The sequence below is a fragment of the Roseovarius sp. MMSF_3359 genome, from assembly GCF_030733385.1.
GTDB lineage: Bacteria > Pseudomonadota > Alphaproteobacteria > Rhodobacterales > Rhodobacteraceae > Roseovarius.
On the sequence record NZ_JASHJC010000019.1, the window covers coordinates 17,367 to 41,003 of the forward strand.

General features: G+C 62.4%; 26 protein-coding genes. 15 read left to right on the plus strand and 11 right to left on the minus strand.

What is annotated here, in order from left to right:
- Positions 1-11: 11 nt before the first annotated feature.
- The 7 genes from murB to ftsW all read right to left on the minus strand — a co-directional run bounded on the left by murB (position 12) and on the right by ftsW (position 5,466).
- Positions 12-926 (minus strand): UDP-N-acetylmuramate dehydrogenase, encoded by a 915-nt coding sequence (gene murB / locus RBB29_RS20055; protein WP_371931531.1) that lies wholly within the window; start codon positions 924-926, stop codon positions 12-14.
- Between the two features lie 68 nt (positions 927-994).
- On the minus strand, positions 995-1,255 hold the full coding sequence (locus RBB29_RS20060; protein ID WP_306116729.1) for a hypothetical protein: 261 nt from the start codon (positions 1,253-1,255) through the stop codon (positions 995-997).
- An 18-nt stretch (positions 1,256-1,273) separates the two neighbouring features.
- Positions 1,274-1,537, minus strand: a complete 264-nt coding sequence (locus tag RBB29_RS20065; protein ID WP_306116728.1) for a DUF2484 family protein — start codon at positions 1,535-1,537, stop codon at positions 1,274-1,276.
- Positions 1,534-1,785, minus strand: a complete 252-nt coding sequence (locus RBB29_RS20070) for a DUF2484 family protein (protein ID WP_306116727.1) — start codon at positions 1,783-1,785, stop codon at positions 1,534-1,536. Before RBB29_RS20070 ends, RBB29_RS20065 begins: the two co-directional genes overlap by 4 nt.
- On the minus strand, positions 1,782-3,188 hold the full coding sequence (gene murC / locus RBB29_RS20075; RefSeq protein ID WP_306116726.1) for a UDP-N-acetylmuramate--L-alanine ligase: 1,407 nt from the start codon (positions 3,186-3,188) through the stop codon (positions 1,782-1,784). The genes RBB29_RS20070 and murC overlap by 4 nt, the downstream gene beginning before the upstream one ends.
- Complete coding sequence (locus RBB29_RS20080; protein ID WP_306116725.1) at positions 3,185-4,303, minus strand: glycosyltransferase; 1,119 nt, start codon at positions 4,301-4,303, stop codon at positions 3,185-3,187. The genes murC and RBB29_RS20080 overlap by 4 nt, the downstream gene beginning before the upstream one ends.
- Complete coding sequence (gene ftsW, locus RBB29_RS20085) at positions 4,300-5,466, minus strand: putative lipid II flippase FtsW (RefSeq protein WP_306116724.1); 1,167 nt, start codon at positions 5,464-5,466, stop codon at positions 4,300-4,302. The genes RBB29_RS20080 and ftsW overlap by 4 nt, the downstream gene beginning before the upstream one ends.
- 205 nt (positions 5,467-5,671) lie before the next feature.
- Between ftsW and RBB29_RS20090 the strand changes: the two genes are divergently transcribed.
- Entirely contained in the window at positions 5,672-6,850 is a 1,179-nt protein-coding gene (locus RBB29_RS20090) for an NAD(P)/FAD-dependent oxidoreductase (protein ID WP_306116723.1), read from the plus strand.
- 35 nt (positions 6,851-6,885) lie between these two features.
- Here RBB29_RS20090 and RBB29_RS20095 read toward each other — a convergent pair whose 3' ends face one another.
- The 3 genes from RBB29_RS20095 to RBB29_RS20105 are packed head-to-tail and all read right to left on the minus strand — an operon-like array spanning position 6,886 to position 10,387.
- Positions 6,886-7,314 carry a diol dehydratase small subunit gene (locus RBB29_RS20095; RefSeq protein WP_306116722.1) on the minus strand — a complete coding sequence of 143 codons (429 nt, stop codon included), beginning with the start codon at positions 7,312-7,314 and terminating at the stop codon, positions 6,886-6,888.
- Positions 7,314-9,587, minus strand: a complete 2,274-nt coding sequence (locus RBB29_RS20100; protein ID WP_306116721.1) for a propanediol/glycerol family dehydratase large subunit — start codon at positions 9,585-9,587, stop codon at positions 7,314-7,316. Before RBB29_RS20100 ends, RBB29_RS20095 begins: the two co-directional genes overlap by 1 nt.
- A gap of 23 nt (positions 9,588-9,610) precedes the next feature.
- The gene (locus RBB29_RS20105) at positions 9,611-10,387 is read right to left on the minus strand and encodes a DeoR/GlpR family DNA-binding transcription regulator (protein ID WP_306116720.1); all 777 of its coding nucleotides are present in this window, start codon (positions 10,385-10,387) and stop codon (positions 9,611-9,613) included.
- 188 nt (positions 10,388-10,575) lie between these two features.
- Here RBB29_RS20105 and RBB29_RS20110 point away from each other — a divergent pair, with 188 nt between their 5' ends.
- The 14 genes from RBB29_RS20110 (at position 10,576) to RBB29_RS20175 (ending at position 22,104) form a co-directional block, all read left to right on the plus strand.
- Positions 10,576-11,811 (plus strand): aspartate aminotransferase family protein, encoded by a 1,236-nt coding sequence (locus tag RBB29_RS20110; RefSeq protein WP_306121210.1) that lies wholly within the window; start codon positions 10,576-10,578, stop codon positions 11,809-11,811.
- On the plus strand, positions 11,808-13,337 hold the full coding sequence (locus RBB29_RS20115; RefSeq protein ID WP_306116718.1) for an aldehyde dehydrogenase family protein: 1,530 nt from the start codon (positions 11,808-11,810) through the stop codon (positions 13,335-13,337). The genes RBB29_RS20110 and RBB29_RS20115 overlap by 4 nt, the downstream gene beginning before the upstream one ends.
- Positions 13,337-13,948, plus strand: coding sequence for a BMC domain-containing protein (locus tag RBB29_RS20120; RefSeq protein WP_306116717.1), 612 nt, complete (start codon positions 13,337-13,339; stop codon positions 13,946-13,948). Before RBB29_RS20115 ends, RBB29_RS20120 begins: the two co-directional genes overlap by 1 nt.
- Complete coding sequence (locus RBB29_RS20125; RefSeq protein WP_306116716.1) at positions 13,948-14,373, plus strand: hypothetical protein; 426 nt, start codon at positions 13,948-13,950, stop codon at positions 14,371-14,373. The genes RBB29_RS20120 and RBB29_RS20125 overlap by 1 nt, the downstream gene beginning before the upstream one ends.
- Positions 14,370-14,636 (plus strand): EutN/CcmL family microcompartment protein, encoded by a 267-nt coding sequence (locus tag RBB29_RS20130; RefSeq protein WP_306116715.1) that lies wholly within the window; start codon positions 14,370-14,372, stop codon positions 14,634-14,636. Before RBB29_RS20125 ends, RBB29_RS20130 begins: the two co-directional genes overlap by 4 nt.
- 12 nt (positions 14,637-14,648) lie before the next feature.
- A complete protein-coding gene (locus RBB29_RS20135; RefSeq protein WP_306116714.1) occupies positions 14,649-14,933 on the plus strand; it encodes a BMC domain-containing protein in 285 nt (94 codons plus the stop codon).
- A gap of 34 nt (positions 14,934-14,967) precedes the next feature.
- Complete coding sequence (locus RBB29_RS20140) at positions 14,968-15,597, plus strand: hypothetical protein (RefSeq protein ID WP_306116713.1); 630 nt, start codon at positions 14,968-14,970, stop codon at positions 15,595-15,597.
- A gap of 56 nt (positions 15,598-15,653) precedes the next feature.
- Positions 15,654-16,790 (plus strand): PotD/PotF family extracellular solute-binding protein, encoded by a 1,137-nt coding sequence (locus tag RBB29_RS20145; RefSeq protein WP_306116712.1) that lies wholly within the window; start codon positions 15,654-15,656, stop codon positions 16,788-16,790.
- A gap of 70 nt (positions 16,791-16,860) precedes the next feature.
- Positions 16,861-17,934, plus strand: coding sequence for an ABC transporter ATP-binding protein (locus RBB29_RS20150; RefSeq protein ID WP_306116711.1), 1,074 nt, complete (start codon positions 16,861-16,863; stop codon positions 17,932-17,934).
- Positions 17,931-18,785: an ABC transporter permease gene (locus RBB29_RS20155; protein ID WP_306116710.1), complete on the plus strand. Its 855-nt coding sequence runs from the start codon at positions 17,931-17,933 to the stop codon at positions 18,783-18,785. Before RBB29_RS20150 ends, RBB29_RS20155 begins: the two co-directional genes overlap by 4 nt.
- Positions 18,785-19,597 carry an ABC transporter permease gene (locus RBB29_RS20160; RefSeq protein ID WP_306116709.1) on the plus strand — a complete coding sequence of 271 codons (813 nt, stop codon included), beginning with the start codon at positions 18,785-18,787 and terminating at the stop codon, positions 19,595-19,597. Before RBB29_RS20155 ends, RBB29_RS20160 begins: the two co-directional genes overlap by 1 nt.
- Before the next feature lie 20 nt (positions 19,598-19,617).
- Complete coding sequence (gene fabG / locus RBB29_RS20165; protein WP_306116708.1) at positions 19,618-20,388, plus strand: 3-oxoacyl-ACP reductase FabG; 771 nt, start codon at positions 19,618-19,620, stop codon at positions 20,386-20,388.
- A gap of 21 nt (positions 20,389-20,409) precedes the next feature.
- Positions 20,410-21,417: a phosphotransferase enzyme family protein gene (locus RBB29_RS20170; protein ID WP_306116707.1), complete on the plus strand. Its 1,008-nt coding sequence runs from the start codon at positions 20,410-20,412 to the stop codon at positions 21,415-21,417.
- 9 nt (positions 21,418-21,426) lie between these two features.
- Positions 21,427-22,104: a cysteine hydrolase family protein gene (locus RBB29_RS20175; protein WP_306116706.1), complete on the plus strand. Its 678-nt coding sequence runs from the start codon at positions 21,427-21,429 to the stop codon at positions 22,102-22,104.
- Positions 22,105-22,205: 101 nt separating this feature from the next.
- Here RBB29_RS20175 and murD read toward each other — a convergent pair whose 3' ends face one another.
- Positions 22,206-23,603 carry a UDP-N-acetylmuramoyl-L-alanine--D-glutamate ligase gene (gene murD / locus RBB29_RS20180; protein ID WP_306116705.1) on the minus strand — a complete coding sequence of 466 codons (1,398 nt, stop codon included), beginning with the start codon at positions 23,601-23,603 and terminating at the stop codon, positions 22,206-22,208.
- Positions 23,604-23,637: the final 34 nt, after the last annotated feature.

The following is a 23,637-nucleotide window of genomic DNA, read 5'->3' on the forward strand; positions in this document are numbered from 1 at the left end:
CCTAACTGACTTTACGGGGCCGTTTCGCCGACCCTCATGATTTCCCAATGTAACTCTATTCCACTGGTTTGGAAAACCTTTTTTCGTACTTCTTCGCCCAAACCTTCGAGGTCGGCGGCAGTGGCGTCGCCGGTGTTGACGAGGAAGTTCGAATGCTTGGGGCTCATCTGCGCGCCGCCCCGCGTGGCCCCGCGCATGCCCGCGTCGTCGATCACCTTCCACGCCTTGAGATCATGCACATCATCGTCCCGACCCGTGGAGCTGAACCCCGCCGGATTGCGGAAGGTGCTGCCCGCGGTACGATCCTTGGTGGGCTGCGTCTCGTCGCGCTTTTTCAACTGCGCCTCCATGCGGGCATGAAGCGTCGCGGGATCAGCGGCCGCGCCTTCGAACGTGGCCTCGGTGATGACCCACCCCTCTGGCAGCTCTGTCTGACGGTATTGAAAGCGCAGGTCTTCGGGGGTGAGCGTCACCATCTCTCCCGCCCGCGTGACCGCCTTGGCCGCGACCAGATGATCCGCCGTATAGCTGCCATAGCAGCCCGCATTCATCCGCACCGCGCCACCAATGGCCCCGGGGATCGTGCGTAGGAAGGTCAGGTCGATGCCCGCATCGGCGGCCTTGCGGGCCACATGGGCATCAAGCGCCGCCGCGCCTGCCGTCACACGGTTACCGTCCAACTCGATCCCGTTGAAACCACGCCCCAGCCGGATCACCACCGCACGCAAGCCCCCGTCGCGCACAATGAGGTTCGACCCAACACCCATCGGGAAAACGGGAACCGCCGGGTCGAGCTTTGCGAGGAAATTCGCCAGGTCCTCAACATCCGCCGGTTGGAACAACCAATCCGCAGGCCCGCCCACGCGCAGCCAGGTGAGGTCGTCCAAGGGGCGGTGTTCGGTGAGTTTGCCGCGTGTGTCAGGCATATTCTGGGTCATGACCGGGCTTTTGCCTGCAGACGCAGCCAAGGTAAAGCCCTGCCGTTCACTCCCCCCTAGGCGCGCGCGCGAGTCAGGCCCCAAATAGCACCAACAATCAAGCCAAGCAATGTAGGCAGGCCGATGAGATTGGACAGGATCATGTATCCAAAGGCGTCCCATCCCTGCGACTGAGATCCTTGGAAAATTCCCCATACGGTCAATCCGAACAGGCAGAGGACGACGATCCAGACAGCTCTGTCTTTGTGGTACTTGATGGCAAACCGGGCGGCGATGAGGGACAGGATGAAACAGGTGAGCGGGAGGACATAGACCATGACCCGCCCCGCCCGCGATCAGGCGCCCGCGCCGCGGCGGGTGAAGAGGCCCTTGATCCAGCGGCCCAGATAGATCACCGGCCAGCGCAACATGCTCATGCCCGCAACCAGCACCGCGAAGCCCATGATCGGGCCGTTTTCATAAGTCACATAGCCAAGGATCGGCACGCCGACAGCGATCAGGAAATAGGCGCGGCGCCAGTGGTTGTCCCCCGACGGGATCATGGCCAGGACATTGGCAATCAGGGCCCAGATACAGGCAAGAATCAGCGACACACTCATTTCGGCACCTCCACCGGCAGGCCCATAGCCCGACGCGCGAAATAGCGCAATGGTTTCCGGAACATGGAAAGAAAAGCTAACCCCGCGGCAATCCCCGCCCAGAGCGCCACTTCGCGCCCGATCAGGTAGATCAGGACCGGCGCGGCCAGAAGCAGGACGATCCCCGGCGCGTATTGGTACCGCATCGGCAGGAATGCCACGAAGGTCGCGGCCAAAACGCATCCGCAGGAGGCGAGCAAAAGCGTCATGCGGCGCCTTTCATCAGACGGGCCGGCAAACCGTTGGCCCAGGCGCTGATCGTCCCGGCGCCAAGGCATACCACGAGGTCACCCGATTTGGCCTGCTCGCGCACCAGCCGTTCAAGATCATCTTCGTTCTGGATCGCACGGGCGTGGCGATGCCCGTGGCGAATGAGCCCCGCCACCAGATCATCGCGGCTTGCGCCCTCAATCGGGTCTTCACCGGCGGCAAAGACCTCGGCGATGGCCACAACGTCCGCCTCGTTGAAACAGGCGCAGAAATCTTCGAAATGATGGCTGAGGCGGGTGTAGCGGTGCGGTTGGTGCACGGCAATCACGCGCCCCTCGGTCGCCTGCCGGGCGGCCTTGAGCACGGCGGCAATTTCCACCGGGTGATGGCCGTAATCGTCGATAATGGTCACGCCGCCAACTTCACCGACGCGGGTAAACCGCCGGTTAACGCCGCCGAAAGCCGCAAGCCCTTCGCGAATCTCGTCGCGCTTCATGCCCAGATGGCGGGCGACCGCCACCGCCGACAGCGCGTTGGAAACGTTGTGATCGCCGGGCATCGGCAGGGTGCAGCCTTCGATCAGCATCCCCTCGGCCTGCAACACGATGTCGAAATGCGCGATGCCTTTTTCGTATCTCAGATTGACCGCACGCACATCGGCCTGCGCGTTGAATCCATAGGTCACGATGCGCCGGTCACTGATCTTGCCCACCAGGGTCTGCACATCCGGGTCATCGGTGCAGCAGACCGCAACGCCGTAGAACGGGATGTTGGAGACAAAATCCAGAAACCCCTGGTGCAGCGCCTCTTCGGTACCCCAGTGCTCCATATGCTCGGGGTCGATATTGGTCACGATCGCAATCGTCGCAGGCAACCGGTTGAAGGTGCCGTCGCTTTCATCGGCCTCGACCACCATCCATTCGCCGTCCCCCACCCGGGCGTTAGAATCGTAGGCGTGGATGATGCCGCCATTGACCACCGTCGGGTCAAACTGCCCGTGGTCGAGAAGCGCCGCGACCATCGTGGTCGTCGTCGTCTTGCCATGGGTGCCGGCCACCGCGACGTTGGATTTCAATCGCATCAGCTCGGCCAGCATCTCGGCCCGGCGCACCACCGGCAGGCCGCGCGCACGCGCCTCATCCAGCTCTGGATTGCCGGGTTTGATCGCAGAGGAAATCACCACCACCTCGGCATTTTCGAGGTTCTCGGCGCGCTGCCCTTCAAAAATCGTCGCCCCCGCCTTTTCAAGCCGGTCGGTGAGTTTGGAGCGTTTCAGGTCCGACCCCTGCACCGTGTAGCCGTGATTGAGCAGCACCTCGGCGATGCCCGACATGCCGATGCCGCCGATGCCGACAAAATGGATCGGGCCGACATCGCCGGGAAGTTTGGTTGCCGCATTCATGTCTCTGCCCTCGTTTCTGCTCTCTGGCCCGCCAGATCTTCGACCATGTTCGCCAGTGTCTCCGGCGCATCGGTCATGGCGCAGGAAAACGCCGCCCGTGCCATGCGCGAAGACCCGTCGGGATGTTCGATCACGTTGGATATCTGCGCGGCCAGCGCCTCGACCTGAAGCCGCTTTTCGGGGATCAGGATCGCGGCACCTGCATCGACAAGCCCGCGCGCATTGGCGGTTTGGTGATCGCCCGTGGCCGCCGCAAGGGGGATCAGGATCGACGGGCGTCCAATCACGCTGATATCCGCCACCGACGAGGCGCCCGAGCGGCTGATGACCAGTTGCGCCTCGCTCATCCGTCGAGGCACATCGCGGAAAAACGGCTGCACATCGGCGTTGATGTCATGATCGGCATAGAATTGCGCCACGCGGTGGCCATCCTCGTCGCGGGCCTGATGGCTGACGCGGATGTTGCGCAGCACGTCCATCGGCAGCGCCGCAATCGCAGGCGGCACCACGTCCGACAGGATACGCGCGCCCTGACTGCCGCCGATGACCAGGATCGACATCGGGTAATCACCGGGGCTGATGTAAGGGGAATTGGCCCGGTCGAGCACCGCAGAGCGCACCGGGTTGCCGACATGCACCCCCTCCACCCCGTCGGGCAATTGCGTGGGCCATGTCCCGCAGGCAACGCGATCGACACGGGAGGCGAAGAACGTGTTCACCTTGCCGAGGATGCCGTTTTGTTCGTGAATCATGGTCGGGCGGCGAAGGATGCGGGCGGCGGCGAGTGCGGGAATGGTCGGATAGCCGCCAAAACCTACCACCACGGTGGGGCGTTGCGACATCATCTGCATCGTGGCGCGGATGATGCCGCCCACGATCATGAAGGGTGCCGTCAGTTTCGACAGGATGCCACCCCGGGCGAATGTCGCGCTGGAGATCTGCTCGATCTCGACCGTGTGGGGAAAGCCGCCGGTATAGCGCGCGCCGCGGGCATCGGTTGACAGTTTGACCCGCCAGCCTCGGTTGAGCATCACTTCGGCCAGGGCCTGCGCGGGAAACATGTGACCGCCGGTCCCCCCCGCTGCGATCACCAGCAGCGGCGCGTTGTCGCTCATCTGACCCGCCCCCGCAGGATATCACCGATCTCGCCCTGTGGCCGCGACCGGGTGAAGGCAAAGAGCATGCCGACCGCAATGCCCGTCGCAATGAGCGATGAGCCGCCGTAGCTCACGAAGGGAAGCGTCATGCCCTTGGCGGGCAGGAGGCGCACGGCAACGCCCATGTTGATCATCGCCTGCACGCCGAAGGTGGCAACCAACCCGGTCCCGGCAAGGCGAATGAACGGATCGCGTTCCCGCATCAGCCGCGTCAGCGAACGAAGCACGATCACCGTGTAGAGCGCGATGATGCAAAGCACGAGGATGAGGCCGTATTCCTCGGCCGCGACCGCGATGATGAAATCCGTATGCGCGTCCGGCAGCGACCATTTCACCTGCCCCTCGCCCACGCCCACGCCAAAGAAACCGCCTTCGCGGATGGCGTTGGTGGCAAAGCCAAGCTGCGTGTTGGGATCGACATCGGCACTCAGGAAGCCGTCAATGCGGCGGGCGAAGTGTTCGGAATTCGAATAGGCAAAGCTGCCGGCCAGCACCACAAGCCCCGCCATGATCATCAGCAGAAGGATCGGCGCACCGGCCACGAAATACATCACACCCCAGCCGAAAAGCACCAGGCAGGCCTGCCCGAAATCCGGTTGCAGCGCCAGGAGCGTCACGATCACGATCGCCAGAAGGAACGACATTCGAAGGCCGGGCGGGCCGTTGATCTCCTGGCTGGCGGCCATCATCCAGGCGGCGATCACAACGAACCCGGGCTTGAGAAACTCGGATGGTTGGATACTGGCGAAGCCCAGTGAATACCAACGCACCGCGCCCTTGCCGAAGTCCGTTCCGAAAAATGGTAGCAAAAGCAGGGAGATAAACGCCGCAATGAAACCAACCACCGCAAGGCGCCGGACCAGTTGCGGGTTCATCATCGAGGTCAGCATCATCGCGAGAAGGGCAAGGCAGCCGAAAAACGCTTGTCGCTGGACGTAGTGGAAGGGTTGAAATCCGTTCTTTTCGGCCAGGGGCGGAGACGCCGCCAACCCAAGAAGGATACCGATACCGAAAAGGATCAACACGCAGGAGACCGACCATTTATCGATCGTCCGCCACCATTTCGGCAGAATGGGCTCTCCGTCCCGCACCGGGACCGCCCCATACACCATCTCTGTCATCTGTACCGCCTAGAGCCTCGGGTTGCGCCCCGTTTTCGGGGTCGTTATCGGCACCATAGCAGGACGGGGTCTTTTTGGGAAGGGTTTCAGGGCGGTTTTCATGCCGGTTTCAGTCAGGTCAACAAGGGGTTAGGCGCGGCACTTGACACATTGCATGCCTGCGGGGTGCTTGACGGCGCGAACGCTCTCAGGCAGGGCTGCGGCCATGCAGGTGGAAACGCTGATATTGGGCGCCGGAGCGGCGGGAATGATGTGCGCGGCCCATGCCGGTCCGGGCGTCCTCATCATCGACCACGCCAAATCCCCAGGCGAGAAAATCCGCATCTCGGGCGGCGGACGCTGCAATTTCACCAATCTTCACGCCGGACCGGCGAATTTCATCTCGGAAAACCCGCATTTCTGCAAATCCGCGCTGAGCCGCTATACCCAGTGGGATTTCATCGACCTCTTGGCGCAACATGGCGTCACCTGGCATGAAAAGACGCTGGGGCAGCTCTTTTGCGATGGAAAATCGCCTCAGATCATCGCTCTTCTGCGCGATGAGATGGCACGCGCCGGGGCGGAACTTTGGCTAGAGACGTCCCTGTCGGATTTCTCCCATGACGGCGGCAGGTTCAACGCGCGTCTCGACCGCGGCGGCAACGAGACCACCGTCAGCGCCCGTAACCTCGTGGTGGCGACCGGTGGCAAATCCATTCCCAAGATGGGCGCAACCGGGCTGGCCTATGACATTGCAGGTCGGTTCGGCCACCGCGTCACAGACACCCGCCCTGCCCTTGTGCCACTGATGTTTTCCGACAATCCCTTTGCCGGGCTTTCCGGCGTCGCAACGCCTGCGCATGTGTCGAACATCCGTGCGGGCTTTGACGAGGCGGTGCTTTTCACCCATCGCGGCCTTTCCGGCCCCGCGATCCTGCAAATCTCGTCCTACTGGCGCGAGGGCGAGGAGATCACGCTCGACCTGCTGCCGGGCGTGGCGCTCTTTGAGCAGTTGCGCGCGCAGCGGCAAAGCGCCGGGCGCCGGCACCTGACCTCGGAACTCGCGCAGCACCTGCCCGCGCGCCTCGTCGATCACCTGGCACCGCAATTGGCGCTGACGGGCAATCTTGCGGACCAATCGGACAAAAGACTGCAAGAGCTTGAGGCTGCGTTGCGGCAGATGACCCTGAAACCCACCGGTTCCGAAGGTTACCGCACGGCCGAGGTCACCCTGGGCGGGATCGACACCGATGGGCTGTCGTCGCGGACCATGATGTCGAAAACCGTGCCGGGGCTTTATTTCGTCGGCGAGGCCGTGGATGTGACCGGCTGGCTCGGCGGGTACAATTTCCAATGGGCGTGGAGCTCGGGCTGGGCCGCCGGACAGGCCATCCAGGGCGCCTGAGCACCCCCACACCACCTTGGGATCCCTTTCGACCGCTAGAAGCGTTTGCGAAATAGTCCACGTTTTTCATAAAACTCGGCGGCTTCTTCGATGAACGCCGCCAATTGCTGCGCATCGTATTCTGCGCGGATCCTGTTGGCCGCCTCGACAAGTGTCTCCTTGGACGCCGCCCGCCCGGGACGCAGGATTTCGTAGATGGCCATCACCTCGTCCTGCGGCAGCCGGGTCATCTCCGCTGCCCGCTCAAGGTTGCCCGCGAGTGTTGCACGGCCAACCGATCGGGAAATCTGCGCCTGCTGCAAAAGCGCCTGTGGCGTGATCCGCAGATCCTCCATCTCCACGTCACCGGCAATGACCGCGTCCAGCGTCAGGGCCGAAAGCGGTTTGCCGCGGCCGCCGACCACCTGTTCGGGGCGGGTCTCTGCGGTGGGATAATCCTTGGCGTTCAGGGGCTTGTCAGTCATCAACTTGGGTCCAGAAAGGTTACTTCCAAATCTTCGGGCGTGGCATCGTCCTCAGTCATCGCGGTTTCGATCGCATAGGTCAGCGCCACGCGGGCGTGGAACCGCGCGCCCAATGCCTCCCCCTTGGTCGGCACGACGACCGGTTCCGGCAAATCGCCCTTCGCATAGACCGTCGCGTTGAACCCCATTTCTTCGTAATGCGCGAGCGTCGTGATCGGCGCGTTCGAGAAAAGCTCCAGGTTGTTATGCGGCAGCCGGTCCTTGTGATGAATGACCGCGGTGCCTTTGGACTGAATGCCGATCCCGAGGCCCGAGCCGGAGAGCCGCGCCGCACTGAGGCCCAGGAAAGATGTATCCGCCGTGTGCCAGAACCGCACCAGCCGCATGGTGCCGCCGCCGCGTTCGATCCCCGATTGCAGGGCGCGCAGAACGGCGCTCAGCTTGTGGCCCGCGAGGGTCCGGAAAATCCTGGAGCCAAAGCCGGGGCTGAGGCCAACAACGATCTCCGTCGGATCGGTGCCCGGGTCCGCCGCGCCCATCGTCTGATACCGGATTGCCTTTGCCTCGCTCATCTCGCTCGCGGCCTCCGCACGCAGCACCTCGTCGCGGTCCAGGACGTCGCGGATGGCGGCAAGCTCCTTGCGGCGCGCCTCGGTCAGGCGGTGGCCCGTGCCGGGGCCGCGATACTCATTGGGATCATTGATCGCGCTGATCACACGTCCCTCGCGCACCACCGCAGAGGTTTGCAGGTAGTCCCCCGAGACCCGCAGTTTGACCAGGAAGAGCAGGTTTTCCGCCTCGTCGCGGAACCCGCCGCGTTGGAGCGACCGGATGACGTCGAGGACCGTGACACCATTGTCCGCGATCTTGTCGCTGATCCGGGCCACGTCGCGCGGGGCGAAACTCGCCGTGTCGTTGGACCCGGAGGCGACGGCCACGGAGCGTTTCATCACCTCGGTCGCCTCGGCCAGCCCGAGATCCTTAAGCACATGGGAGAGCGCATCAATCGCCCGGCGGCGCAGGTCGAGGGCGCGGGCATCTTCGACCGCGGTCAACCCGCCATCGGCCTCGAAATCCCGTTGCAGAACAAGGAATTCCTCGAGTTCTTCGCCGTTGAAGGACGACGGATTGAACGAGTTGTCGTATTTCAGGATCGACCCGAAACCCGAGCAAATGAGGTCTGAGCCGCCGATCAGGTAGGGCAAGACCTTGGCCGCAACGCGCATGTCCGATTCCGAATGGCGCGCGTCATTGCCCGAGGCGCATTCCAGATCAAGCCAGACCGCGATGAGGTTCTCGGCCAGGATTTCACGCACCCCGCCTGGTACCGATGCCGCAAGCGGTGCACCGTCGATGCCGCCATTTTGCGTACCCTGCGATCCCATGCCCCGCTGCAGGCAGAGGCAGCGCGCTTCGAGATAGAGCAGCGATTTGGCCTCGTGAAATCCCATCAGCAGTTCTGCCGCGGCGCCCGAAGTGCAGCGCATCTTGATCCCGCGCGAGGCATAGGCGGCCGCAAGCCACGCCTTGGACCAGGGCGTGTCGTCCCCGTCGATAAACGCGCTTTCGGTGCCATAGACCGAGACGGTTTCGGCATAGGAGGTGAAACCCGCCATGCCGATCTCAAGCTCCTCGGCCTCTTCACTTGAGCACTGGAAAAGGGTCCCTGCCCGGCCAACAGCGGAGCCCACGCAACAGGCCAGCGCGTTGGACCAGGAATTGCGCGCCACCCGCATGGTGGTTTCGATCTCATCAAACCCGAGGGCCACGGCAACCGCCGCATCGGCGGCCAGTTGCAGCGGATCATCCTTGGCATTTGTCACATGTGCCTGGTTGCCGGGGGTCTGCCGCGCGCGCATCTTGGAATAGGCAAAGGCGATTTCCATCGCGTTGAGCTGTGCCACCGCCTCGGCCAGCTTGGCGGGTGTGAGGCCCCGCGCCAGCCGCGTCAACTCGGTGCGCGGGACGTTCATGTCGACCAGCATCCGGGCGAGCTCTTCCGAGGGGATCGCCATGGCCTCTTCCGCGATGGCCGGGTCGATGTGATAGGTCGCAATGAAGGCGTCGATCAGGTCGAAATCCTGGGCCACCACGCCATCCATCGCCATCACCCTGCCGTCCTTTACCGACAGGCCAGGCTTGGGATCCGCGGCACCGTGAAAGGCGGAAAAACCGTTTTCGGGATCCTCGACCGCAAATTTATCCAGCCTCAGCGCCCGTGCATCCCAATCGTCGAAACGCTTCCAACGGTTTGCGTCATAGCTCTGGCTCATGGGCGGGGGCTCCTGTCAGGCGGTCATGGCGACGCGGCAGTGGCGTCGAACAAAAGCTCGGCACCGCTCCGCTCGATCGCCTCGACCATCAGCGCGTCGGGCGCTTTTTCCGTGATGATACTCAGGTTTTTCCGCAAGGCGGTGATCTGCTGCAGCGACCGTGAGCCGAATTTGGAATTATCCGCGAGCACCAGCGTTTCATCCGCGTTGTCGACCATCGCCGAATAGACCTGCGCCGCGTTGAGCAAGGCTTCGCTGACCCCCTGGTTGTCGATGGCCGACGCCCCGACCACGGCCAGGGGCGTCCTGAACTTGGCAATGCAGTCAAGCGTCTCACCGCCTGAGACCATCCCCTCATTCGGATCGACGATGCCGGGCAGTGACATCACCTCGATAAGCGGATTTCGGGACAGCTCCGTCGCGATTGAAAAGGCCGGCGTCAGGACGGTGATCTTGCGGTCGATCTGCCGCAGGGCGCGCGCGAAATGCAGAAGTGTCGCCCCGCCGCCGATGAAAAGGCTGTTGGCGTCGCCAATCCGCTCGACGGCAAGCTGCGCGATGGCCTCTCTGGCTTCGATATGCAGTTTGGAGCGTTCCGCCAGCGCCGGCTCGAAGGTCTTGGTCAGGACCGCACCGCCATAGGTGCGCTTGATCCGGCCGGTATCGTCCAGCTCCGACAGGTCGCGCCGCACGGTTTCCGTGGACACGCCCAACTCCCCGGCAAGTTCGTTCACGCGAATCGACGGATTGACGTCCAGCACGCTCAAAATCCGGTCATGGCGTTGTGTTTTCTTGGACATTTTCGCTCTCAAAAGGCCTCTTTTGTGGGCAAGTATATCAATATTTACGGCAGTTTCGACAATATTTTGACCGAAGTCCCACAAAAAATGTTGTAAGGCAAAAATTTTTGGATAGCATTTGAGCAACTTCAAAGGGGAATCAGGTGTTCAACTACGGTTACTTTTCCTTCGATTCGAAAGAGTCGTTGATGCAGAAGGCGGCGGAATATTGGAATCCCGGGAAGGTCAGTTTCTGGACCGAGGCGGGGACGCCGATGGTGATCGACCGGCGCGAGGGATATTTCCTCTATGACATGTCCGGCAAACGGCTGATCGACCTGCATCTGAACGGCGGCACCTATAATTTTGGCCACCGCCACCCGGAGTTGGTCGAGGTGCTGAAATCCGGGCTCGATTACTTCGACATGGGCAATCACTGGTTCCCATCCGTCGCAAGAGCCGCCTTTGCCGAGCAACTGGTCAAGACCGCGCCACATACGCGGTACGCCATCTTTGGCGCGGGCGGGGCCGAGGCGGTGGAGATCGCGCTCAAAACCGCGCGGTATGCCACCAAACGCAAGAAGATCGTGTCGATCATCAAGGGCTATCACGGCCATTCCGGCCTGTCGGTGGCCACGGGCGATGAACGGTTTTCCAAGATTTTCCTGGCCGACAAGCCGGATGAGTTCGTGCAGGTGCCGTTCAACGATGCCGATGCGTTGGAAGATGTCCTCAAGGGTGGCGATGTGGCGGCCTTCATCATCGAAACGATCCCGGCCACCTACGGCTTCCCCCTGCCCGACGACGGGTACCTCAAGACCTGTCAGGATCTCTGCCACAAATACGGCGCCAAGTTCATCTCGGACGAGGTACAGACCGGGTTGATGCGCACGGGCGTGATGTGGGGCTGGCAGGGCTACGGGCTGAAACCCGACATCTTTGTCTGCGGCAAGGGCCTTGGTGGCGGCATCTACCCGATCAGCGCGTGCCTTGTAACCGAAGAATGCGGCCAATGGCTGATCGAAGATGGGGCCGCGCATATCTCGACCGCAGGCGGCTCCGAGCTTGGCTGTCTTGTGGGGCATCACGTCATGGAGATGTTGCAGCGCCCCGAAGTGATCTCGAACGTGCAATTCGTGGCAGAGTATTTTGCCCAAAGCATGAAAGAGATGATGGCGCGGCATTCGGATATCTTCGTGGGTGTGCGACAGCGTGGGGTCGTGCTGGGTCTTGAATTTGACCATCCCGAGGGGGCCGTGGCGGTCTCCCGCGCGCTTTATGAAAACGGGGTCTGGGCGATCTTCTCCTCGCTCGACAAGCGCGTATTGCAGTTCAAGCCGGGCGTGGTTCTCGATGTGGACACCTGCCAGGAAATCATGGACCGGTTTGACGCCGCCATGCCGCGCGCGCGCCAACTCCTCAAATCAGGGCGGCGCGCGGCATGAGCGAACATCAGACATTCGACACACCACGCCTCGCGGTTCCGGACCGGGCCTTGTCACGCGCCCGGATGAAAGTGGGTCGGGCGGCCTGGGCCGCGCGGTATTACAAGAGCTTCAGTCGCGAAGCGGTGATGGCCATTGCCGAGGCTATGGCCAAAGCGGGACATGACCGTGCGGCGGAATTCGCCGATCTTGCCGTCAGCGAGACCGGATATGGCGTGGTCGAACACAAGGCGCTGAAGAACCGGCTTTGCACTCACGAGTTGCTCGATCACTACCGCGATCTGGATCTGGTCACGCCGCGGGTGGACACAGAGCGCAAGATCATCGAACTGCCCAAACCCGCTGGCGTGATCTTTGCCCTTGCCCCGGCAACCAACCCGGTTGCGACAGTGTACTACAAGGCGATGCTGGCCGTTTTGAGCCGGAACGCCATTGTCATCAGCCCGCATCCGGCGGCCAAGAAGGTCTCGGCACAGGCGGCCCGGCACCTGGCCGAAGCAGCCGAAGCCGCAGGCGCGCCCGCAGGCCTGATCCAATGTGTCGAAGAGCCGTCGATTCCGCTCGTGCAGGACATCATGGCGTCGGATCGCATCAACGTCATCATCGCCACCGGCGGCACCGCCATGGTCCGCGCGGCTTATTCCTCGGGCAATCCGGCATTGGGCGTCGGCCCGGGCAATGCGGTTGCGTATGTTGATCCGTCGGCCAGTGTCGATGCCGCAGCGCGTTGCCTTGTCGAGAGCAAGAGTTTCGACAATTCGGTGCTCTGCACCAACGAAAGTGTGGTTGTCACGCTCGACGGAAATCGCAGCAATCTCGAACGCGCGCTGCGCTCTGCCGGGGCGCATCTGTGCAACGAGACGGACACCGACAAGCTGCGGCAGTACCTCTTTGGCGGTGAGGGCTTCACGCTGGAGGCGATCGGCAAAAGCGCACAATGGATTGCCGAACGCGCGGGCATTCGCGTCAGCCCGTCGACCAAAATCCTGGTGCCCGTCGTGGTGACACCGGGGCAGGATGACCTTCTTTTCCGCGAAAAACTCTGTCCGGTGCTGACGCTCACCGCCGCGGTTGATTTCGAACAGGCGGTGACATTTGCCAAACATACCACCCGTCGCGGGGCCGGCCATTCGGCGGCGTTCCACGGTGACGACAGCGACCGGCTGGTTGCCTTTTCGCAGGACATGCCGGTCTACCGCGTCGTGGTGAACGCGCCCTGTTCACAAGGGGCTGCGGGGTTTGCCACGCATCTGCCGCCGACCTTCACCATTGGCACCGGGTTCGCCGGGCGTTCGTCCGTCGGGGAAAATGTCGGGCCGCAGCACCTGGTGCATTGGACGCGGATTGCCTACGCCAAGGATCTGCCTGCCGATCTTGCGGGCGTGGACCTGAGCCATGTGTCGTCAGACCGGCCAAAGATGGCGGTGCCTGCGCCAACCGCGCCTGAACCTGCGGGTGACGTCTCGCGTGACGAGCTCAGGCGCCTGATCCTCGAAGAACTGCGCAGCCTGAAAGGAGACGTCTGATGACCGATCTCCGGGCGTCGATCTTCATTGATCAGCTACAGCCGCAAACCCTGGCCTATATCGCGACCTGGATGCGCGGCACCCTGCCCCGCCTGCGCATGGCCGCGCAGATCGTCGAGATTGCACCGGGGCTGGATGTGGAGGCGCTGACCGACACGGTGCTCAAAAGCGCCGAGGTGCGCGCGGGCCTTCTGGTGGTCGAGCGTCAGTTCGGCACGTTGCAGTTCCATTCCCATTCCACCGCGGAGGTGCATTCCGGTGCGGCGGCCATTCTTGAGACCCTGGGCAAGACGATGGACGATGTCGCCCCGCCCAAGATCCTCGCGTCGAAACTGGTCACCAATGTGGATGACCAGCACGCATTCCTGATGAACCGCAACAAGCTGGGCTCGATGGTTCTGGGCGGTGACAGCATCTACCTGCTGGAATGCCAGTCCGCCGCCTACGCCATCCTTGCCAGCAACGAGGCTGAAAAAGAGGCAGATGTGAAATTGATCGACATGCGCATGATCGGTGCCAACGGGCGGCTCTATCTGGCCGGGACCGAGGCCGATGTGCGAAATGCCAGAGAGGCCGCCGAAGGCGCGCTCCGTGATGCAGGGGCGGCGTGATGTCAGGCCTGCGGGACGAAATTCGCGCCATTTTGCGCGAGGAAATTGCTGCGCTCACGACAGGTGCGCAGGTGGCGCCCGTGCCCGCGCGGGAACGGGTGCAGATTGCCACAAGCGCCGATCTCAACCGGTTCGCGCAGGATCTTGTTGCGCGGGCAGCGATGCCGGGGTTTGCCGAGCAGGTCGCGCGGGGCGAGATCAGTTTCGAACTGGCCGCGCAAAGACCTGTTGGCGGCCCGATCGTACGTGGCGTGCCGAAAGCCGCACCGGATGTGCTCGACAAGCCGTTGGTGACCGAGCGCGATATCGCGGCCCTTTCGCGGGGCGCACGCACGCTCAGACTGGGCAAGTCATCCCGGCTGACGCCTCTGGCGCGCGACGAGGCGCGGCGCAGGGGCATACGGATCGAAAGGAGTGAGACATGATTAGAGGTCGTGTCATCGGCAAGATCTGGTCGTCGCGCAGGGTCGATGCGATGCCGAGCGGTGCATTGCTCAACGTGGAGCTGGACGGCGGCGGGAACCTGATCGCGTTCGACCCGCTCGGCTGCAACACCGGCGAGGCGGTCCTGATCACCCAAGGGTCGGTCGCCGCGGGGTACTTCACCGGCCGGACCGCACCCATCGACGCGCTCATCATCGGCTCCATCGACGAAGAAACACCAAGCAAAACCCGAAAGAAATCATGAAGGAAGATACTCATGGCTAATCAAGCAATCGGAATGATCGAAACCAAGGGATACGTGCCCGCGCTATCGGCGGCGGATGCCATGGTCAAGGCGGCGAATGTCGAGATCGTGTCGCGTAACGAGGTGGGCGGCGGCCTCGTCTCGGTCATCGTCAAGGGCGATGTGGGCGCGGTCAAGGCCGCGACAGAGGCCGGTGCCGAGGCTGGCAGCCAGGTGGGCGAAGTGACCGCCGTGCATGTCATTCCGCGGCCGCATGCCGATCTGGGCAAGCATTTCTCAGCGGCGGCGGTGAAGTGACACAGGCCGCAAGCAGGTGGGAGATGCGCGCGATATGACGGAACTGAGGGTCTATCTGCCGATCGAGGATTTGCAGCCGCAATTCGCGGCCTGGCTGTCCTCGCCCACCCGCGCGCGCGCCTATCCGCCGTTTCGGGGGCAGAACTCGCTTATCATCGAGGTGGCACCGGCCCTGTCGATCCACCGGATCACCGATCTGGCGCTCAAGGTGGCGCCGGATATGGAGCCGGGCATTCTCTTTACCGAGCGGCAATTCGGGCTCTTGGAGCTTCATGCCGATGACATGGCCGACCTGGACGCCGCCGGAAAGGCGATCCTCAAGGGGATCAAGGCCAAGGCCGGCGATCAACTCGCGCCCAAGATCCTTTTTCACGACATCATCGAGGATCTCTCGGATCAGCACGCGATCATCCTGAACCGGTCGCGCGACGGGTCGATCCTCGTGCCGGGTGTGGCGCTCTTGATTTACGAAATGACCCCGGCGCTTTTTGCCTGCGTTGCGGCGAACGAGGCCGAAAAGGCCGCGCCGGATGCCACGATCAACGATGTGCAGATGATGGGCGCCTCGGGCCGGATCTTCATGTCCGGCTCGGTGAAAGACATGGAAATTGCAAGGGACAGGATCACAGAAGTTCTGACCGGAATCAAAGGACGCTCTGCCTGAACGGGGCGCAGAACTTTAAGGGGGATGATCCCCCGATAACACGACAGGAGGATATGATGACTTCAAGACTGAACAGACGGCAATTTGTGGGCCGTACCGCGGCGCTGGCGGGCCTTGCCGCCGCCGGACCGCTGAGCCCGGCATTTGCCATGCGGGCCGACCGGATGAACATCCTGTGCTGGGAAGGGTACAACTCGGACGAGGTGCTTGGCCCCTTCCGCGATGCCAATCCTGACGCCACGGTGCGCGCCGAAAGCGGCACGTCCGATCCGGACATGATCAACAAGCTGCGGGCGGGGGAAACATCCGTTTGGGACCTGATCAACGTGAACCAGCCCTGGGCGCGCGATCAGCTTTATCCCGAAGGGCTGATCAAGCCGCTGAACAAAGACCGGTTCATGCCGTACTTTGAAAAGATGCTGCCGGAATTTGCGAATTATTCGTTGTCCTTTGCCGATGATGGCGAATTGATCGGCCTGCCGCAGCGGTATGGCCCGTTCAGCTTCGTGGTGAATACCGACAAGATCAGCCGCGAGATGGCCGAAGATCAGGGCTGGAACCTGTTCCTCGACCCGGCGATGAAGGATCGTTACGGCGTTCTGACCTATGACAACTGGAACGTCATCCACATGTGCCTGACCGCCGGGCTGAACCCCTTCGCGCCGGTCGAAGGCGACGATATCGGCAAGTTCACCGAGACGGCGAATGCGATCTTCGGCGGGGCGAAACTCCTGACCGATGATCTGGTGGCGATGAACACCGCGCTCATCAATGGCGAGATTGACGCCTATTTCACCGGCGGCACCTACACGGCCTCGCCCGCGCGCTATGACGGCGCGACGAATGTGCGGGGCATCACGCCCAAGTCCGGCCCGGTCGATGGCAAGGGCGGTGTGGTCTGGGTCGAGCTGACCTCGGTCGTCAACAACCCCGACCCAAGCAGCCTGGCCGAGGATTTCCTCGAATTCGTGCAGGATCCGGAGATTTCCAAGGCGGTGGCCTTCACCGAAGGCACCTATAACCCGGTCACCCAGATGGGCGATCCCGCGGTGATGGGCAAGTTCGACGAGGAGGAACTCGACGCCATCCAGATGGATAGCCTTGCCGATGAAATGGCCCGCTCGCTCGATTATCAGGTCGTCGCCTCATACGACACGCTGATCGACATTTACACGCAAGCGCGCCGCTCCTAAGGCCGATGGCTCCGGGGCGTAGATGCGCCGGGGCCATCCAACCAAAACCTTGAAGCCACTGGGGATGGGTATGTCAGGACAGGCACTTTTGCGCCTTGAGGGTATTGTCAAGAAATTTGGCGACTTTACCGCGCTTGATGGCATTGATCTGGATATCAATGAAGGCGAGTTCTTCACCATTGTCGGCCCGTCGGGCAGCGGCAAATCCACGCTGATCCGGCTGCTGGTCGGGATGGATGATGTGACGTCGGGCGAGATCCGCCTCAATGGTGCGCGGATCGACCAGACCCCGGCCAACCTGCGCCCGACCTGCATGGTGTTCCAGTCGCTCGCGCTCTTCCCGCATATGTCCGTGGGGCAGAACATCGAATTCCCGCTCAAGCTGCGCAAGGAAGACCCCGCCGCCCGCCGCACCCGCGCGCTTGAGCTTCTCGACCTCCTGCGCCTGCCGCGGGACTATTATGACAAACGCATTTCGCAATGTTCCGGCGGCGAGCGGCAGCGCGTGGCGCTGGCCCGCGCACTGGCGTTTGATCCCGAAATCCTGTTTTTTGACGAACCTCTCTCGGCCCTTGACTACCGGCTGCGCAAGACGTTGGAGAAGGAACTGAAAGACCTGCACGCCCGCACTGGCAAGACCTTTGTCTACATTACCCATTCGCTGGAAGAGGCGATGGTGATGTCGGATCGGATTGCCATCATGAAGGACGGGCGCTTTGAACAGATTGCCGTGGCGGATGAAATCTATGGCCAGCCCGTCAGCCGCTTCGTGGCCGAATTCATGGGCGAGGTGAACCTTTTCGCCCTCGACACCGGCACCGACGGGACATTGTCCAGCGATATCCTGTCGATCCGCGAGGGTGCGCGGCTATCGGCGGTCACGCCGGGCGCAAGCGGCCTGCTGATGGTGCGGCCCGAATACGTGCGCTTTGCCGAAACCGGGGAAAGCTATGATTTTACCCTTTCGGGCAAACTGCATGGCGAATACGCGCTCGGGTCCCGCATCCAGTACGAGCTTGAAACGCCGGCCGGCATGGTCACCGTGGAGAAACTGCGCGAGGATCGGCTGAGCGCCCGCGAAGGCGACGACATTGCCATCGGGTTCAACGCGGATGTCACCCATTTTATCGGGGACACGCCATGAACACGCTTGATCGCAAACTCGGGTTCCTGTCCTCCCTGCCGCTGACGGTGGTGCTGTTGGCCTCGTTCCTGGCGCCGATGGTGGTGGTGGCGCTCTTTTCGATCATGCCGGCCAAGGTGTTTTCGCTGGCCAACATGCCGGATTTCTCGGCCTATTCCGTGTTCTTCAGCCAGGGCTATTACAAGTCACTGCTGTGGTCGCTCGGTATGGCATTGGCCTCGACCGCGATCCTTCTGTTGGTCTGCTGGCCGCTGGCCTATGGCATGGCCAAGGTGTTCGGCCGCTTCACGCTGGTCCTGACGATCGCCGTGGTGATGAGCCTTTTCGTGTCGGAAAACATCCGCCTTTTCGGCTGGGTGCTGACCCTGATGAAAGGCGGGTTGATCGAAGGCCATTTCCGCGCCTTCACCGGTGTCGGCTTCGAAAGCCCGCTTTACGGCGTCGGAATCATCGTCTTCGGGCTGGTTTATGTCTACCTGCCCTTCATGTTGTTTCCGCTGGCGCAGGGCATCGCCATGGTGCCCGACGACACGCGGCAAGCGGCCTATGACCTTGGCGCGACCCGTTGGCAGGTGCTCTGGCAGATCGAGGTACCGCTGGCGGCCCCCGGCATTGTCGTGGGCTCGCTTCTGAGTTTCGTGCTGGCCGCGGGGGCCCTGGCCGAATCCAAGATCCTCGGTGGCCAGGCGGTGATTGCCATTGCCGATGATATAGAAACCGCCTTCACCTTCGGTCAAAACTGGCCCTTGGGTTCGGCCCTGTCGATGATCCTGATCGTCATCATCGGGGGGCTGGCGCTCTTCGGGGTGAGCAAGGTTGATCTCGATGCGATCATGGGGAGGAAACGCTGATGCCGGCCTCCCGCTCCACCCGCATTGCGCTTTACGTCTATGGCGTGCTGGTCATTTTCTTCCTCTACCTGCCGCTGGTCTCGGTGGCCTTCGCGTCGGTTTCGCGCGCCCGCTACCTCAGCTTTCCCATCAAACGCTATTCGACCAAATGGTATGGCGAGGCGCTTGAAAGCAGCACGGTAAGCGACCTGCTGACCACGTCGCTCTCGGTTGCGGTTCTCGTCACCGTCATCTCGGTCGTGATCGCGTTCTTCGGCGCGCTGGCCTTTGCCCGGTATCAATGGCGCTACCGCACGACGTTCCAGAAACTGATCCTGCTGCCGATTTTCTTTCCGCAGACCGTGCTGGGCCTAGCCCTGCTGATGTGGTTCAACTCCCTTGGTGTGATCCCAAGCTGGAAAACCGCGGTGGTCGCGCATCTGGTCTGGATCGCGCCGATTGCCACGCTCATCGTCGCCATCCGCGCCTACAGCTTCGATCCCGCCCTCGAAGAGGCCGCGCGCGACATGGGGGCTGGCACCTGGACGATCCTGCGCGAGATCACCCTGCCCTTGCTGATGCCGGGGCTGGTTTCAGCCGGTCTTTTCGCCTTCCTGCTGAGCTGGGGCAATTTCCCGCTCTCGCTCTTCACCACCGGGGCCGACAGCACCCTGCCGGAATGGCTCTATGCCAAGATGGTCTCGGGCTATTCACCACTGGTACCCACGCTCGGCGTCATGTCGGTGGTAGGCTCGTTCCTGCTTATTCTCACCGCGCTGGCCGTGGCCTGGCTGATCCGGGCCAATCGCGAGGCCCGCGCGGCACAAAACTGAAAAACTCGGAGGATTTCATCATGCTCACATCTCTCAAAGGCAAAAGCGTCATCGTCACCGGCGGCTCCAAAGGTATCGGCCGCGGCATCGCGCAGGTGTTTGCGCGACAAGGTGCCAAGGTCACCATCGCCGCCCGGAACGAGGCCGACCTCAAATCCGCCGCCAGCGAGATCGAGGGCGATGTACGCTACGAGACCTGCGATGTGGCCGATTGGGCCTCGGTCAAGGCCATGGTCGACAGCACTGTCGCGGCACAGGGCGGGCTTGATGTGATGTGCGCCAATGCCGGGGCCTTCCCGCAGACCAAGATGGTGGATATGGACCCCGCCGAATGGGATCAGGTGATGGCGACCAACCTCAAATCCTCGTTTCTCTGCGTCAAGGCGTCGATCCCCCATTTCGAGAGGGTCGGCAAGGGCCGCGTCGTGCTGACCTCATCCATCACCGGGCCGGTTACGGGTTTCCCCGGCTGGTCGCATTACGGCGCTTCGAAATCCGGACAGCTTGGGTTCCTCAAGACCGCCGCGATGGAACTGTCGCGCTACAACACCACGATCAACGCGGTGATGCCCGGCAATATCTATACCGAAGGGCTGCAGGATCTAGGGCAGGACTACCTTGATACCATGGCCGCTTCGATCCCGCTCAAACGTCTGGGCGCGGTCGAGGATATCGGCAATGCCGCGCTCTTCTTTGCCTCGGACGAAGCTGCCTATATCACCGGTCAGCAGATCGTTGTCGATGGCGGGCAGATCATCCCGGAATCGCTCGAAGCGATCGAGGAAATCTGAAGACCAGCGCAGGAGAAGACCATGGCCGGAACAGACATGCCATTGGAGGAATTGCTGGGGTATCTGGAGAGGCTGGCAAACCAGTCCCTGTCGCTCTGGGATGTCCCCGAGGGCGCGAAGGCGCGGCTCATCAACGTGTCGGAAAACGCGACCTACCTGGTCGAGGCACCGGGCGGGTACAAATCCATCCTCCGGGTACACCGCGAGAACTATCATTCGCATCGCGCCATCGAATGCGAACTGGCCTGGCTTGAGGCGCTTGATGCCGAAAAGGTCGTGATCACGCCCGGCTACTACGTCGGCAAGAATGGCGATCCGATCCAACAGGCCCGTGTCGAGGGGCTTGCCGATCCGCGTTACCTGGTTCTGTTCCATTTCGTCGAAGGCGAAGCACCGAATGAGAGCGGCGACATGACCGGCGGCTACGAAGAACTGGGCGCGATTGCCGCACGGTGCCACGACCATGTGCTCGGCTGGCAGAAGCCGGATGATTTCGAACGCCTCACCTGGGATGTGGATGCGGTCTTCGGCGACAATCCAACCTGGGGCAATTGGCGCGATGCGCCAGAGGTGGATGAGACGGTCAGCCCCACGCTCGAGAAGGTCGAAGCCACCATCCGCGCGCGCTTGGGTGCGTTCGGCAAGGCGCCCGACCGGTTCAACCTCATTCACGCGGACATGCGGCTCGCCAACCTGCTGGTGGATGGCTCCCGCACCCGGCTGATTGACTTCGACGATTGCGGTTGGGGCTGGTTTCTATATGATTTTGCTGCCGCGATCAGCTTCATCGAAGATGATCCGCGCATCCCCGATCTCAAGGCGGCCTGGGTGCGCGGCTATCGTTCCGTCCGCGAGATTAGCGCGGAGGAGGAAGCGGAAATAGATACGTTCATGATGCTGCGGCGCATGGCGTTGCTGGCCTGGATCGGCAGCCATATCGAGGCGCCCGAACCCCAGGAACTGGCCCCCGGCTTCGCCGCAACCACGGCCCGTCTTGGCCAGGCATGGATGGATCGCATCGGCGCATAGGAGGCGATGATGAGTAATTGGAAAAAAGCGTTTCGCAGTTTCTACTACGAGACCGCCGAAGACCCCGAAGACATCACTCTCGACCCCAAACGCACGGCGCTTCTGGTGATCGACATTCAGAATACGTATCTCGAACCTGACGACGACCCCGAAGAGGCCGCCCGCTGGCAACCCTTCTACGACCGGATGAACAATGTCGTTATTCCCAACAACGCTAAACTGCTCGACTGGGCGCGCGCGGAGGGGATCGAGGTGATCTTTGCCCGCATCGCCTGCCAGACCGAAGATGGGCGCGACCGGTCGCTCAGCCAGAAAAAGCCCGGGTTCAACTACCTGCTTCTGCCCAAGGATCGAGAAGACAGCCAGGTGGTGCCGCAACTCTCGCCGCAGGGCGACGAGATCGTGGTGACCAAGACCACCGACAGCGCGCTCACCGGCACCAACCTGCGCCTGATCCTGCACAATATCGGGATCACCGACGTGATCGTGTCGGGTATTTTCACCGATCAATGCGTCAGTTCGAGCGTGCGGTCACTGGCCGATGAGAGCTTTGGTGTGGTGCTGGTTCACGATGCCTGCGCGGCGGCGACGATGGAGCTGCATGACAGAGAGCTTGAGATCATCAACATGATCTATTGCCATGTGGTGTCGATGGACGACCTGCCCGGATTTATCGCGCGGGATTGATCGGGCGCTTTCCACCCAACCCGACGTTCTCTCACAAACTGGCCAGTCATTGAGGGCTGACTTTCGCGCGGCGCACGTCGGCGCTTCTAATTGTCAACGGTCTAAAGCTGCGCCTGCACCTGCGTGATGAAATCCTCACCGCGTTTTTCGAAACTATCATACTGGTCGAAGCTGGCGGCGGCGGGGGCCAACAGGACCGTATCGCCCGCCTCGGCATCCGCGTAGGCGCGCGTGACGGCCTCTTCCATCGTGGTGCAGATCTCGGTCTCGACCCCGTCGAGCTGCAGCGCAAACGCCGCCGCCTCACGTCCGATCACATAGGCCTTGAGGACGTTCTCGAAACCCGGCGCCAGCGCCGCCAAACCACCCTCTTTCTCCAGCCCGCCGCAGATCCAGCGGATCTTGCGGAAGGCCTTTAGCGCCTGCAAGGCACTGTCGACATTGGTGGCCTTGCTATCGTTGACGTAGGTCACGCCATCGGCCTCGGCGATGATCTGACTGCGATGCGGCAGGCCCCCGAAACTGCGGAACCCGGCCTCGATCGCCTTGGGCGCAAGGCCCAAGGTCCGGCAGGCGGCATAGGCGGCGCAGGCGTTTTGATGGTTATGGGCGCCCGGCAACCCCTTGATCGCGCGCAGGTCGATCGACCCGGCCTGACGCCCCTTGCGGTATTCGCTCAGGAACCCCTTGCGCGCAAAGACGGACCAGCCCGGCCCCGACAGTTTCCGCGCAACCGACACGCGGATCACCCGATCATCCCCCGGCCCTTCCGAGAGCTGCCCGGCCAGAAATGCCCCCTCATCCTCGTCCACGCCGATCACCGCACGATCCGGCCCGCCCTCGGCAAAAAGCCGTCGCTTGGCCGCGAAATACCCGCCGACCCCGGCGTGACGGTCCAGGTGATCGGGGCTGAGATTGGTGAAGATCGCCACATCGGGGGTGAGCGCACGGGCCAGCTCGGTCTGGTAGCTGCTGAGTTCCAGCACGACCACGCCGCCATCCTCGGGCGGGTCGATATCCAGCACGCCGCGGCCGATATTCCCGGCCAGTTGCGCGGGCTTCCCGGCCTCACAGAGCACATGATGAATGAGCGCGGAGGTGGTCGATTTGCCATTGCTCCCGGTCACGGCGATGACCTTGGGCGGCTGCTCCATCTGGTGCCAGTCGCCATTGCCGAGCGAGCGGAAGAAAAGCCCGATGTCATTATCGACCGGCACACCCGCCGCATTGCCCGCCGCCACGATCCGGTTGGGGGCGGGGTAAAGATGCGGGATGCCGGGGCTGACGATCAGGCTGGCCACCTCGTCAAAACCACCCGGCTTCGACAGATCGCGAAGCGCGAACCCCTCGTCTTCGGCCGCAGCGCGCGTGTCCGGGTTGTCGTCCCAGGCCAGCACATGCGCACCGCCTGCGCGCAATGCCCGCGCGGCGCTTAACCCCGAGCGACCAAGGCCAAGCACGGCCACGCTTTTGCCTTCAAACCCTCTGACCGGTATCACCGCCCTCTTCCCTTCACCCTGCCATCACCCGGGG

Excerpts from the sequence above, each read along its gene's own strand:
- RBB29_RS20155 (WP_306116710.1), top strand. The coding sequence starts at position 17,931 with ATGAACACGCTTGATCGCAAACTCGGGTTCCTGTCCTCCCTGCCGCTG.
- RBB29_RS20095 (WP_306116722.1), bottom strand. The coding sequence starts at position 7,314 with ATGACTGACAAGCCCCTGAACGCCAAGGATTATCCCACCGCAGAGACC.
- RBB29_RS20065 (WP_306116728.1), bottom strand. The coding sequence starts at position 1,537 with ATGAGTGTGTCGCTGATTCTTGCCTGTATCTGGGCCCTGATTGCCAAT.
- fabG (WP_306116708.1), top strand. The coding sequence starts at position 19,618 with ATGCTCACATCTCTCAAAGGCAAAAGCGTCATCGTCACCGGCGGCTCC.
- RBB29_RS20110 (WP_306121210.1), top strand. The coding sequence starts at position 10,576 with ATGCAGAAGGCGGCGGAATATTGGAATCCCGGGAAGGTCAGTTTCTGG.
- RBB29_RS20130 (WP_306116715.1), top strand. The coding sequence starts at position 14,370 with ATGATTAGAGGTCGTGTCATCGGCAAGATCTGGTCGTCGCGCAGGGTC.
- RBB29_RS20175 (WP_306116706.1), top strand. The coding sequence starts at position 21,427 with ATGAGTAATTGGAAAAAAGCGTTTCGCAGTTTCTACTACGAGACCGCC.
- RBB29_RS20125 (WP_306116716.1), top strand. The coding sequence starts at position 13,948 with ATGTCAGGCCTGCGGGACGAAATTCGCGCCATTTTGCGCGAGGAAATT.
- RBB29_RS20090 (WP_306116723.1), top strand. The coding sequence starts at position 5,672 with ATGCAGGTGGAAACGCTGATATTGGGCGCCGGAGCGGCGGGAATGATG.
- RBB29_RS20060 (WP_306116729.1), bottom strand. The coding sequence starts at position 1,255 with ATGGTCTATGTCCTCCCGCTCACCTGTTTCATCCTGTCCCTCATCGCC.
- RBB29_RS20145 (WP_306116712.1), top strand. The coding sequence starts at position 15,654 with ATGACTTCAAGACTGAACAGACGGCAATTTGTGGGCCGTACCGCGGCG.
- murB (WP_371931531.1), bottom strand. The coding sequence starts at position 926 with ATGCCTGACACACGCGGCAAACTCACCGAACACCGCCCCTTGGACGAC.
- RBB29_RS20150 (WP_306116711.1), top strand. The coding sequence starts at position 16,861 with ATGTCAGGACAGGCACTTTTGCGCCTTGAGGGTATTGTCAAGAAATTT.
- RBB29_RS20140 (WP_306116713.1), top strand. The coding sequence starts at position 14,968 with ATGACGGAACTGAGGGTCTATCTGCCGATCGAGGATTTGCAGCCGCAA.
- murC (WP_306116726.1), bottom strand. The coding sequence starts at position 3,188 with ATGAATGCGGCAACCAAACTTCCCGGCGATGTCGGCCCGATCCATTTT.
- RBB29_RS20070 (WP_306116727.1), bottom strand. The coding sequence starts at position 1,785 with ATGACGCTTTTGCTCGCCTCCTGCGGATGCGTTTTGGCCGCGACCTTC.
- RBB29_RS20080 (WP_306116725.1), bottom strand. The coding sequence starts at position 4,303 with ATGAGCGACAACGCGCCGCTGCTGGTGATCGCAGCGGGGGGGACCGGC.
- RBB29_RS20160 (WP_306116709.1), top strand. The coding sequence starts at position 18,785 with ATGCCGGCCTCCCGCTCCACCCGCATTGCGCTTTACGTCTATGGCGTG.
- RBB29_RS20135 (WP_306116714.1), top strand. The coding sequence starts at position 14,649 with ATGGCTAATCAAGCAATCGGAATGATCGAAACCAAGGGATACGTGCCC.
- RBB29_RS20170 (WP_306116707.1), top strand. The coding sequence starts at position 20,410 with ATGGCCGGAACAGACATGCCATTGGAGGAATTGCTGGGGTATCTGGAG.
- RBB29_RS20120 (WP_306116717.1), top strand. The coding sequence starts at position 13,337 with ATGACCGATCTCCGGGCGTCGATCTTCATTGATCAGCTACAGCCGCAA.
- RBB29_RS20100 (WP_306116721.1), bottom strand. The coding sequence starts at position 9,587 with ATGAGCCAGAGCTATGACGCAAACCGTTGGAAGCGTTTCGACGATTGG.
- ftsW (WP_306116724.1), bottom strand. The coding sequence starts at position 5,466 with ATGACAGAGATGGTGTATGGGGCGGTCCCGGTGCGGGACGGAGAGCCC.
- RBB29_RS20105 (WP_306116720.1), bottom strand. The coding sequence starts at position 10,387 with ATGTCCAAGAAAACACAACGCCATGACCGGATTTTGAGCGTGCTGGAC.
- RBB29_RS20115 (WP_306116718.1), top strand. The coding sequence starts at position 11,808 with ATGAGCGAACATCAGACATTCGACACACCACGCCTCGCGGTTCCGGAC.